The sequence below is a fragment of the Bacteroides sp. genome (assembly GCF_028690125.1).
In the GTDB taxonomy this organism is placed as follows: Bacteria; Bacteroidota; Bacteroidia; order Bacteroidales; family Bacteroidaceae; genus Bacteroides.
The window spans coordinates 19,158-32,041 of record NZ_JAQVBV010000004.1 but is presented as its reverse complement, the minus strand read 5'-3'; the positions used below and the strand labels follow the sequence as shown (position 1 = coordinate 32,041).

General features: G+C 39.0%; 9 protein-coding genes. 8 read left to right on the top strand and 1 reads right to left on the bottom strand.

Going from position 1 to position 12,884, the window contains the following annotated elements; translation table 11 throughout:
* Positions 1–56: 56 nt before the first annotated feature.
* Positions 57–1,016: an FISUMP domain-containing protein gene (locus PHO71_RS03945; protein WP_300199231.1), complete on the bottom strand. Its 960-nt coding sequence runs from the start codon at positions 1,014–1,016 to the stop codon at positions 57–59.
* Positions 1,017–1,632: 616 nt separating this feature from the next.
* On the opposite strand from PHO71_RS03945, the gene recJ reads away from it, so the two are divergent.
* The 8 genes from recJ to dnaG all read left to right on the top strand — a co-directional run bounded on the left by recJ (position 1,633) and on the right by dnaG (position 12,865).
* Positions 1,633–3,351 (top strand): single-stranded-DNA-specific exonuclease RecJ, encoded by a 1,719-nt coding sequence (gene recJ / locus PHO71_RS03940; protein ID WP_300199229.1) that lies wholly within the window; start codon positions 1,633–1,635, stop codon positions 3,349–3,351.
* Entirely contained in the window at positions 3,344–5,248 is a 1,905-nt protein-coding gene (locus PHO71_RS03935; RefSeq protein ID WP_300199226.1) for an ATP-dependent DNA helicase RecQ, read from the top strand. The genes recJ and PHO71_RS03935 overlap by 8 nt, the downstream gene beginning before the upstream one ends.
* Before the next feature lie 39 nt (positions 5,249–5,287).
* Complete coding sequence (locus PHO71_RS03930; RefSeq protein WP_300199223.1) at positions 5,288–6,250, top strand: tetratricopeptide repeat protein; 963 nt, start codon at positions 5,288–5,290, stop codon at positions 6,248–6,250.
* A 350-nt stretch (positions 6,251–6,600) separates the two neighbouring features.
* On the top strand, positions 6,601–7,449 hold the full coding sequence (locus PHO71_RS03925; RefSeq protein ID WP_300199220.1) for a prephenate dehydratase: 849 nt from the start codon (positions 6,601–6,603) through the stop codon (positions 7,447–7,449).
* The gene (locus PHO71_RS03920) at positions 7,424–8,605 is read left to right on the top strand and encodes an aminotransferase class I/II-fold pyridoxal phosphate-dependent enzyme (RefSeq protein WP_300199217.1); all 1,182 of its coding nucleotides are present in this window, start codon (positions 7,424–7,426) and stop codon (positions 8,603–8,605) included. The genes PHO71_RS03925 and PHO71_RS03920 overlap by 26 nt, the downstream gene beginning before the upstream one ends.
* Before the next feature lie 81 nt (positions 8,606–8,686).
* Entirely contained in the window at positions 8,687–9,748 is a 1,062-nt protein-coding gene (locus tag PHO71_RS03915; protein WP_300199214.1) for a bifunctional 3-deoxy-7-phosphoheptulonate synthase/chorismate mutase type II, read from the top strand.
* A 147-nt stretch (positions 9,749–9,895) separates the two neighbouring features.
* Positions 9,896–10,669, top strand: a complete 774-nt coding sequence (locus PHO71_RS03910; RefSeq protein WP_300199211.1) for a prephenate dehydrogenase/arogenate dehydrogenase family protein — start codon at positions 9,896–9,898, stop codon at positions 10,667–10,669.
* A gap of 117 nt (positions 10,670–10,786) precedes the next feature.
* Entirely contained in the window at positions 10,787–12,865 is a 2,079-nt protein-coding gene (gene dnaG, locus PHO71_RS03905; protein ID WP_300199208.1) for a DNA primase, read from the top strand.
* Positions 12,866–12,884: the final 19 nt, after the last annotated feature.

Genomic DNA, 12,884 nt, shown 5'->3' with positions numbered 1-12,884 from the left:
GAAACGCATCAAAAAGATGTAGTAGCGTAGTGCTCTTTATAGAAATAAATAACTACTTATTCAGACTTCACACAACGTATTGGCATGGCATTAACAACCGGCTGTTTTTTATCTAATGTTGCAAAATTATTATCTGCATAAGCATAAGCTACCTTCATTTCATCAGTAATAGTACTATTGATTTCACAACTCCAAAAATAAGCAGCTTTAGGTAAATATTTTACAACTGATCCCTCGTTAATTTTCCATAGTCCACCGCGCGCAACCAATATTTTTTCTTGCAATGCTTTCGCAGCTTCAAGTTCTTCTTCAGTCATCATACCCATATCTACGAAATCCCAATCCCAGAAAGTAGCATCTGCTATCTTTTTAGTTTCTGCCTGAGTCGGTATTCTCCATCCTGTAGGACAAGGAGTTTTTCCAACAATAGTCCAATCTTTATAGTCTTCTCCAACAGCGTTCCAAGTATTGTTGAAACTTGAATTCACGCTTGTATCACCATTTTTGGCAACTGGTGTATTATTACCAAACTGGTAGTAGTTACCAACAGCCGCAGCATTAGGCTCAGAAGGGTTGTTATTATATGCTTCTGTGGCACCAATATTACGATCAAGAATCAGTAAACCAACTTCAGTAGTAGCATCAATTACTTTGTATCCACCTTCAAGACAAGCTTTTAGTTGAACTGCACAAGTACCAGTCTTACCATTGGCTGAGGTAGCAGTAATAGTAACTGTTGCATCCGTATCTATGTCTTTCGCCAAAGTCAAGACTCCTTTGTTGTTTACAGTCAGATAAGCCTTATTGTTAGAAGACCAAGTGATGGTTGGATCATCTGCGTTCTCCGGAGTAATAGTAGCACTTAAAGTTGGTAATGTAGCCTGCTCCTGATAGATAATTGCAGTAGATGGGGTAACAGAAATACCAGTTACTTCATTTGAAGTTGGATCGTCGTCGTCACCACAAGAGAATGCAACAAATGCACTCATAGCTAAAAACAAGAATTCTTTTTTCATTTTTTTATGTATTAGATAGAAAATATATAATAGGCTAATCAGATTTCTTTTTGTAGGTATTCTCTATGTCTACGACAATAAGAGAAGGCAAACGATCTAAGATTCTACAAAAATAACATTTATTTAATTCAATTCCAAATATTTTGTATGTTAATATTTCATATTTGTGTGAGAAATAATAAAACAGAGTAGAAAATGAATAAAAAAGAAATATCTTCTTTATAAAATAAAAACCTAAAAAGTAATGAACCACTTCTGGAACTTTTGTTTTTAAATAGTTGTGTCTTTAAACCTTATTCGTACTCACGCATAATTCAAATTAGTTTTAAGCAATTCATAGAATGTGTATTCATCATTTTTTAATTGTGTTATTATAAAACCATATGAAAAAGGAAAGCTATACACAGATAAAAGATATGTAATTTGCCAAATAGCCAAAATGGATCTTTGTTTAATGCTTATACGAGCCTATTCTAATCTGAACTTTCATATCTCTCAGAAATATTTTCGCAACATCTTACTATAAGCTTCCGCTTTTTTTTGTACTTTTACCCCTTGTTGGAAAGAAGTGCCTTTCTGACCCTTGAGAAAAGAAAAAGAAAAAACAATATATAAAATGAATCACAAATGGAATTATCAACCCATTACACCCGAACAGGCAGAGATAAGCCAGACATTGACCCAAGAGTTAGGGATTAGCCCGATACTTGGACAATTATTGGTGCAGCGGGGAATAACAAAAGCTTCAGAGGCTAGAAAGTTTTTCCGCCCGCAATTGCCCGATCTGTATGACCCATTCCTGATGAAGGATATGGACATTGCAGTGGAGCGTCTGAACAGGGCGATGGGAAAGAAAGAGCGTATTTTGATTTATGGAGATTATGATGTAGATGGCACTACGGCTGTGGCACTTGTCTACAAGTTCATTCAACAGTTCTATTCGAACATTGACTATTACATACCTGACCGCTATAACGAAGGGTATGGCATTTCTAAAAAAGGTGTAGACTATGCCGCAGAGTCCGGTGTAGGTTTAATTATTGTACTCGATTGCGGAATAAAAGCAGTGGAAGAGATTTCGTATGCCAAAGAAAAAGGTATCGATTTCATTATCTGTGACCACCATGTACCGGATGACATTCTACCTCCTGCAGTAGCAATTCTGAATGCCAAACGTCTGGATAATACTTATCCCTACACACACCTTTCCGGATGTGGCGTCGGTTTTAAATTTATGCAAGCGTTTGCTATTAATAATGGAATTGAATTTCACCTTCTGATTCCATTACTTGATTTAGTTGCTGTAAGTATCGCTTCGGACATCGTACCGATTATGGGAGAAAACCGGATTTTAGCTTTTCATGGTTTGAAGCAGTTAAACAGTAATCCAAGTATCGGAATGAAAGCCATTATTGACGTCTGTGGACTCTCTGAACGAGAAATTACTGTCAGTGATATCGTATTCAAAATAGGTCCGCGCATCAATGCTTCAGGAAGAATTCAGAATGGAAAGGAAGCAGTAGATCTGCTGACTGAAAAAGACTTTTCAGTTGCTCTCGAAAAAGCAGGGCAGATCAACCAGTACAACGAAACCCGGAAGGATCTCGACAAAAGCATGACAGAAGAAGCTAATCAAATTGTAGCCAACTTAGAGGGTCTGGTAGACCGCCGATCTATTGTCTTGTTTAATGAAGAATGGCATAAAGGAGTAATCGGTATCGTAGCTTCCCGTCTGACGGAAATCTATTATCGCCCGGCAGTCGTACTGACACGTACAGATGACATGGCAACAGGTTCGGCACGTTCTGTATCCGGTTTTGATGTTTATAAAGCAATTGAATACTGCCGCGATCTTTTAGAAAACTTTGGAGGACATACTTATGCTGCCGGATTGTCTATGAAGGTAGAGAATGTAAAAGCATTCACACAGCGATTTGAAGATTTCGTTTCAAAGCATATTTTACCGGAACAAACCAGAGCTGTGATTGATATTGATGCCGAAATTGACTTCAAGGATATAACTCCTAAATTCTTTAATGATTTAAAGAAGTTTAATCCGTTTGGACCGGATAATACAAAACCTATATTCTGCACGCATCATGTATATGATTACGGAACCAGTAAAGTAGTTGGACGAGATCAAGAGCATATCAAACTGGAACTAGTGGATAATAAATCGAATAACGTAATGAATGGAATTGCCTTCGGACAAAGTTCACACGTTCGGTATATCAAAACGAAACGTTCATTCGACATCTGTTACTCCATTGAAGAAAATACGCATAAGCGCGGTGAAGTTCAGCTTCAAATTGAAGATATAATGCCGATTGAATAAGTATCAGGAGATATTAAAACAATATTGGGGATATGACTCCTTCCGCGATTTGCAGGAGGAGATCATTACCAGTATCGGCGAAAGAAAGGATACGCTGGGATTAATGCCTACCGGGGGCGGAAAATCCATCACATTTCAAGTACCTGCTCTCGCTCAAGAGGGACTTTGTATTGTTATCACTCCGCTAATTGCCTTGATGAAAGACCAGGTACAGAATCTTCGGAAACGAGGTATCAAAGCATTGGCTATCTACTCCGGAATGACCAGGCAAGAGATTCTCACTGCCTTAGAAAACTGCATTTTTGGTAATTACAAATTCTTATATATATCACCGGAACGTCTGGATACGGAAATATTCCGTACCAAACTACGTTCGATGAAAATCTCCATGATCACAGTGGACGAAAGTCACTGTATCTCGCAATGGGGATACGACTTCCGTCCGGCTTATCTTAAAATAGCGGAGATACGGGATTTACTGCCCGGCATCCCGGTATTGGCTTTAACCGCTACCGCAACTCCCGAAGTAGTAAAAGATATTCAATCCCGGTTGAATTTTCGGAAAGAGAATGTCTTTCGTATGAGTTTTGAACGAAAGAATTTGGCTTATATTGTTCGTAAAACAGATAATAAAATGGGGGAACTATTACATATTCTACGACGAATAGCAGGTAGTTCAATCATTTACGTACGCAACAGACGTCGCACGAAAGAAGTGACAGAACTGCTTATGAACGAAAATATTACAGCCGACTTCTACCATGCAGGATTGAATAATGCAGTAAAAGATATCAGACAAAAACGCTGGCAAAACGGTGAAGTACGCGTCATGGTAGCTACAAACGCTTTTGGTATGGGTATCGATAAACCGGATGTACGAATTGTTATCCACCTTGACCTTCCCGACTCACCGGAAGCTTATTTTCAGGAAGCCGGACGTGCGGGAAGAGATGGAGAAAAAGCCTATGCTGTCATTCTGTATGCTAAATCCGACAAGACCACACTGCATAAAAGGATAACCGACACATTTCCGGAAAAAGAATATATCTTAAGTGTATACGAGCATCTGCAATACTATTACCAGATGGCAATGGCTGATGGTTTTCAATGTGTCCGCGAGTTTAATCTGGAAGAGTTTTGCCGAAAGTTCAAGTACTTCCCGGTTCCGGTAGATAGTGCTTTAAAAATACTCACGCAAGCAGGTTATCTGGAATATACGGACGAACAAGATAATTCCTCCCGTATTCTCTTTACCATTCGCCGCGATGAACTTTATAAACTGCATGAAATGGGAACGGAAGCCGAAGCATTGATCCAGGCAATTCTCCGTTCATATACCGGTTTATTCACCGACTATGCCTATATCAGTGAAGAATCACTTGCTGTGCGTACCGGACTGACGCGCCAACAGATCTACAATATATTGGTAACTTTGACTAAACGTCGTATCGTGGATTATATACCTCATAAAAAAACACCTTATATTATATATACGCGCGAACGGGTGGAAATACATAATATACACATTCCCGCTTCTGTATATGAAGATCGCAAAGTACGGTATGAGGCACGTATTAAGGCAATGGAAGAATATGTCACCACAAAAAACATTTGTCGAAGCCGAATGCTACTTCGGTACTTCGGAGAGAAAAATGAACATAACTGCGGGCAATGTGACGTTTGTCTTAGTCATCATGCAAACAACAATCTATCTGAAACATCTTTTGAAGAACTAAAAAAACAGATACTCTACTTACTCAATGAAAAGAAACTTACTCCTGCGGATATAGCCAATCAGATAGAAGCAGAGAAAGAACAAACGGGAGAAGTTATTCATTATTTATTAGAAGAAGGAATATTGAAGATAGAGGATGGAATGATTTATATTTCAAAATAAGTTATTACATTTGCAGATAAACTCAAAAACAATAGAATCATGTCAAACTTTTTTAAATCTTTCTTCTCAGGGAAGACAGAAACACCGGAAAGTGAAAAACAAAAGAACAACCAAAAGAATTTTGAGATATTCAAATATGACGGTCTGCGTGCACAGCGTATGGGACGTCCCGATTACGCAATAAAATGCTTTACCGAAGCTCTTGCTATCGAACAAGATTTCGAAACAATGGGTTATCTTAGCCAGCTTTATATCCAAGTGGGGGAAACTGAAAAAGCACAAACGTTATTGGAAAAAATGACTGTAATAGAACCCCAAATAACAAATACTTTCCTGACATTGGCTAATGTATATTATGTTCAGGAAAACTATAAAGCAATGGAAGAGGTTGCTAACAAAGCTATTGCTATTGAAGAGAGAAATGCTGTTGCACATTTCCTTTTAGGAAAAGCTCGCAAAGGGCAAGATGACGATATTATGACCATTGCCCATCTTACCAAAGCTATCACCTTAAAAGCTGATTTCATTGAAGCACGTTTGATGCGTGCGGACGCATTAGTAAAAATGAACCAATATAAGGAGGCAATGGAAGATATCGATGCTGTATTGGCACAGAATCAGGAAGAAGAGACTGCTATCCTCCTACGTGGTAAAGTAAAAGAATCCAATCGACAAGAAGAGGAAGCGGAAGCTGACTATAAATTAGTTACAGAGATAAATCCTTTCAACGAACAAGCTTATCTCTATCTCGGACAACTTTTTATCAACCAGAAAAAACTGTCAGAAGCAATCTGTTTGTTTGATGAAGCAATCGAACTGAATCCGAACTTTGGGGAAGCTTATAAGGAACGTGGACGTGCCAAATTGCTAAACGGAGACAAAGAAGGTTCTGTTGAAGATATGAAAAAGTCACTGGAACTAAATCCAAAGAATGGAACAAATCTAAACGGAGAGTTCAAAAACTTAGAAGCAAAACCGAAAACTTTACCCGGAATCTTCTAAAATTAAAAGAACAAGTAATCAAAATTGAAATATTTTTGTTACATAGAGTAATATTTTCATCTAAATCAAATGAAAAACTAAAAAAAATATCGTTTTTTATTTGCATCTAACAGAAAATTATTACTTTTGCCCCAAGATTTAAAAATTCAAAGCAAAAATAACGATTTGAAATGAGATCATTTACTTATGCATATTACTTCTTTTTTTACTTTTACTTTAGCAGCAAAGTAGAGCGGGAGTTTGTATGTATCAAGTGACAGTGATGCTTAAGGACTAAATGAAGAAATCAATCATATGAATCCCGCTCCGATATGGACGCGGGATTTTTTTATTTATAGAAATTTAGAATAATGAAAAAGATAGCAATTCAAGGAACAATCGGCTCGTATCACGACATCGCCGCACACAAGTATTTCGAAGGAGAAGAAATAGAGTTAATCTGTTGTGCTAACTTCGAAGACGTGTTCACATCGATTCGAAAAGACAGTCAAGTCATCGGGATGCTTGCCATTGAAAACACAATTGCAGGAAGTCTGCTACACAACAATGAGTTGTTGAGACAAAGCGGGACACAGATTATCGGTGAATACAAATTGCGTATTTCGCATAGTTTCGTCTGTCTTCCGGATGAAGACTGGAGTGATCTGACTGAAGTAAATTCCCACCCTATTGCATTGATGCAATGCCGTGAGTTTCTGAACCAACATCCACAGCTAAAAGTGGTAGAAGGTGAAGATACTGCGCGGAGTGCAGAAATTATCAAGAAAGAAAACCTGAAAGGGCACGCAGCTATCTGCTCCAAAACAGCAGCAGAACGTTATGGAATGAAGGTTTTGCAAGAAGGTATCGAGACTAACAAACACAACTTCACTCGCTTTTTGGTTGTAGCTGACCCTTGGCAGGTAGATGAACTTCGCCAACATCATACCAAGGCTACTAATAAGGCAAGTATGGTATTTACACTTCCACATACAGAAGGAAGCCTATCACAAGTGTTATCAATTTTATCGTTCTATAATATCAACTTAACTAAGATACAATCGTTGCCGATCATCGGGCGAGAGTGGGAATATCAGTTTTATGTAGATGTAGCTTTCAATGATTATCTAAGATATAAACAATCTATAACAGCAATCACTCCATTAACCAAAGAACTTAAATTATTAGGCGAATATGCAGAAGGAAAATCAAACATATAAGATAACTCCAGCCGATAGACTGAGCAGTGTCAGCGAGTACTACTTCTCAAAGAAGCTAAAAGAAGTAGCACAAATGAATGCAGAAGGCAAAGATGTAATTAGTTTGGGAATTGGGAGCCCCGATATGCCACCTTCTGAAAAGACCATCGAAACATTGTGCAATAACGCTCACGACCCAAACGGTCACGGTTATCAGCCATATGTGGGAATCCCCGAACTTCGTAAAGCTTTTTCCGATTGGTATCAACGTTGGTATGGAGTGGGACTCAACCCGAATACCGAGATACAACCACTTATCGGTTCAAAAGAGGGTATTCTTCATGTCACATTAGCCTTCGTCAATCCGGGAGAACAAGTTTTAGTTCCCAATCCGGGATATCCAACTTACACTTCTTTAAGTAAAATTCTTGGTGCAGAAGTGATTAATTACGATCTGAAAGAAGAAGATGGCTGGATGCCGGATTTTGAAGCTATGGAAAAGATGGACCTCAGCCGGGTAAAATTAATGTGGACAAACTATCCCAATATGCCGACAGGTGCCAATGCAACTCCGGAATTGTATGAACGCTTGGTAGATTTTGCACGTCGTAAGAATATAGTAATTGTTAATGATAACCCATACAGTTTTATCCTGAACGATCATCCAATCAGTATTCTTAGTATACCGGGAGCAAAGGAATGTTGCATTGAATTCAACTCCATGAGTAAAAGTCATAATATGCCGGGCTGGCGTATCGGAATGATTGCTTCAAATGCAGAATTTATACAATGGATATTGAAAGTAAAAAGTAATATCGACAGTGGAATGTTCCGTGCCATGCAACTGGCAGCGGCAACTGCTCTGCAAGCAGAAGAAAGTTGGTATGAAGGTAATAATAAAAATTACCATAATCGTCGCCATCTGGCAGGTGAAATAATGAAAGCACTAGACTGCACCTACGATGAAAAGCAAGTAGGTATGTTCCTATGGGGAAAAATCCCTGCTTCCTGCAAAGATGTGGAAGAACTAACAGAGAAAGTACTCCATGAAGCGAGAGTGTTTATCACACCGGGATTTATTTTCGGTAGTAACGGAGCAAGATATATCCGCATCTCCCTCTGTTGCAAAGATGCCAAACTGGCAGAAGCCTTAGAAAGAATAAAAAAACTTTCATAAACTCTAATTGAGAAACAGAGAGAATAAAGCAAATCTCTTTAAAAACAGAATATTAGAATAAAATAAAAACAAATAAAGAATATGGAACTCGAATCAATTTTATTACCGGGCGTTGAAGCTAAAAGACCGATTATTATCGCCGGTCCGTGTAGTGCTGAGACTGAAGAGCAAGTAATGGATACTGCCAGACAACTGGCCGCAAAAGGACAAAAAATATATCGTGCAGGAATTTGGAAACCTCGGACCAAACCCGGAGGTTTTGAAGGTGTTGGCGTAGAAGCACTATCTTGGTTGAAAGAAGTAAAAAAAGAAACTGGTATGTATGTTTCTACCGAAGTGGCAACAGCAAAACACGTTTACGAATGTTTAAAAGCGGGAATTGATATTCTTTGGGTAGGTGCTCGTACTACAGCCAATCCTTTTGCCGTACAAGAGATTGCCGATGCTTTGAAAGGTGTAGATATTCCTGTACTTGTAAAAAATCCGGTAAATCCAGATCTCGAACTATGGATCGGTGCTTTGGAGCGCATCAATAATGCCGGTTTGAAGCGTTTAGGAGCTATTCACCGTGGTTTCAGCAGCTACGACAAGAAGATTTACCGCAACCTTCCTCAATGGCATATTCCAATTGAGCTGCGCCGCCGTATTCCTAATCTGCCTATCTTCTGCGATCCAAGCCACATCGGAGGCAAACGTGAATTGATAGCTCCTCTTTGCCAGCAAGCGATGGATCTGAATTTCGACGGGTTGATTGTAGAAAGCCATTGTAATCCGGATTGTGCGTGGAGCGATGCTTCCCAACAAGTAACTCCGGATGTGCTGGACTATATTCTTAACTTGTTAGTTATCCGTACTGAAACTCAAACCACAGAAAGTTTAACTCAATTACGTAAGCAAATCGATGAATGCGACGATAATATCATTCAGGAGTTAGCAAAGAGAATGCGTATAGCACGTGAAATCGGAACTTATAAAAAAGAGCATGGCATTACTGTTCTCCAAACCGGACGCTACAATGAAATTCTGGAGAAACGCGGTGCTCAAGGCGAGCAATGCGGCATGGATGCAGAGTTTATGAAACAGATTTTCGAAGCTATCCACGAAGAATCTGTCCGCCAACAGATAGAAATTATTAATAAGTAATAGGAAGTTAGAAGGTATGTCAAGAGAATATTGACACTTACATTATTGAGGTATGGATTACACTGTTTTTTATTTGTAATCAAATTTGCGTAATCTGCACCTATATATACCTTCTTGATTTCAATATAATAAACTGATAAAAAAGATATGAGAATACTAATCCTCGGAGCCGGAAAAATGGGTTCCTTTTTTACTGATATATTAAGTTTCCAGCACGAGACGGCCGTATTTGACGTCAATCCGCATCAGTTGCGTTTTGTCTACAACACCTATCGTTTCACTACGTTGGAAGAAATCAAAGAATTTGAGCCGGAACTAGTCATTAATGCCGCTACTGTAAAGTACACGCTTGATGCATTCCGTTCCGTACTGCCCGTTCTGCCCAAGGATTGCATCATAAGTGACATTGCCTCGGTAAAAACCGGATTGAAAACATTTTATGAAGAAAGTGGCTTTCGCTATGTATCTTCTCATCCGATGTTCGGTCCCACTTTTGCCAGCCTCAGCAATCTAAGCAGCGAAAATGCAATTATTATCAGTGAAGGCGACCATCTGGGAAAGATTTTCTTCAAAGACCTTTACCAAACACTACGCTTGAACATCTTCGAATATACATTCGATGAGCACGATGAAACAGTAGCATATTCGCTGTCAATTCCGTTTGTATCAACTTTCATTTTTGCAGCGGTTATGAAGCATCAGGAAGCACCCGGTACCACTTTCAAAAAACATATGGCTATTGCTAAAGGGCTTTTGAGTGAGGACGATTACCTGCTTCAGGAAATTTTGTTCAATCCGCGTACTCCTTCACAAGTTACCAATATCAGGACAGAGTTAAAGAATCTGCTCGAAATCATTGAAAACAAAGATGCGGAAGGAATGAAAATGTACCTGACGAAAATTCGTGAGAAAATTAAATAATCCTTCAGCTTGTATAGGTAATATTTAACGGTCCTCTGCAACAAAGATTTTTTGCAGAGGATTTTTTTATGCGTAACTTTGTATCCGCAAAAAACGGATTTACAGGAGAAAAGAATAATGATTGACCAAGCAACCATAGACCGGATAATAGATGCTTCACAGATAATAGATGTTGTATCAGATTTCGTCACACTGCGCAAACGCGGAGTGAATTATGTCGGTTTATGTCCATTTCATAGTGACAAAACACCTTCTTTTTATGTTTCTCCCGCCAAAGGACTTTGCAAATGTTTCGCCTGCGGAAAAGGTGGTAATGCTGTTCATTTCATTATGGAACACGAGCAGATGTCTTATCCGGAAGCTCTGAAATACCTTGCCAAGAAATACAACATCGAAATCAAGGAACGAGAGTTGAGCGATGAAGAAAAGTTGGTGCAAAGTGAACGTGAAAGTCTTTTCATCGTTAATAACTACGCACGCGATTATTTTCAAAATATCCTCAAAAATCATGTTGATGGTCGTAGCATTGGTATGGCATACTTCCGTAACCGTGGCTTTCGTGATGACATTATTGAAAAATTCCAATTAGGATATTGCACTGAGAATCACGACGCTTTCGCACAAGAAGCCCAACAAAAAGGATATAAAAAAGAATATCTTGTTAAAACAGGACTTTGCTACGAAACGGATGACCATCGATTGCGAGACCGCTTTTGGGGACGGGTTATATTTCCTGTCCATACATTGTCAGGTAAGGTTGTTGCTTTTGGCGGACGCGTACTGGCCAATGCGACAAAAGGGGTCAAAGTAAAATACGTCAATTCTCCTGAATCCGAAATTTATCATAAAAGTAACGAACTATATGGTATCTATTTTGCCAAACAAGCGATCGTAAAACAAGATCGCTGTTTTCTGGTAGAAGGCTACACAGATGTTATTTCCATGCATCAATCGGGTATAGAGAATGTCGTTGCTTCCTCAGGGACTGCTTTAACACCAGGACAAATCCGAATGATCCATCGCTTTACCAATAATATCACTGTCCTTTATGACGGCGATATGGCAGGTATTAAAGCTTCTATCCGAGGAATCGATATGCTACTCGAAGAGGGAATGAATATAAAAGTCTGTTTGCTTCCTGATGGTGACGACCCGGACTCTTTTGCGCGTAAGCATAACTCCACTGAATTCCAAACTTTCATCAAAGAGCATGAAAGTGACTTTATCCGCTTCAAGACAAACCTACTGCTAGAAGATGCCGGAAAAGATCCGATCAAACGTGCAGAACTTATCAGTAACCTGGTGCAAAGCATTTCTGTCATTCCGGAAGCCATTATACGAGATGTTTACATCAAAGAATGTGCTCAGCTACTTCACATAGAAGATAAACTACTTGTATCAGAAGTAGCCAAAAGACGGGAAACACAATCTGAAAAACGGGCAGAGCAAATAGAGCGGGACCGTAGAACTGCTGAAAGAGCAGCCAATATCTCTCAAGATAGACCCGGAGAAAATATCCCAATGCCTGATGGTGATGTTCCAATGCCTCTCGAGACGGATGCAGGATATCTGGAGATTCCACCTACTTTACAGGGGGATAGTTATACTTCTTTTATTCCTCAGGAAGGAAAAGAAGGACAAGAATTCTACAAGTTTGAACGTTTAATCTTGCAAGCAGTAGTCCGCTATGGTGAAAAAATAATGTGTAATCTGACCGATGAAGAAGGAAATGAAATTCCTGTAACTGTTATTGAATACATTATCAACGATCTGAAAGAAGACGATCTGGCTTTTCACAACCCATTGCATCGTCTTATCCTCTCAGAAGCAGCAACACATATTCATGATTCCAATTTTGTAGCAGAGCGTTATTTTCTGGCACATCCAGATCCAACTATCAGCAGACTAAGTGTAGATTTAATTAATGTACGCTATCAATTAAGTAAATATCATTCCAAATCACAGAAGATTGTAGCAGACGAAGAACGTCTTTATGAATTAGTTCCCATGTTAATGATTAACTTCAAATATGCAATTGTAACAGAAGAATTAAAGCATATGCTATATGCTTTACAGGACCCTTCACTCGTTGATAATAACGAAAAATGTGATGCGTTAATGCAACGTTATAATGAATTAAGAGGAGTACAAAATATTATGGCTAAACGTCTGGGGGATCGTGTAGTTCTACGATAATCCCCTTGTCTCAAAGCAC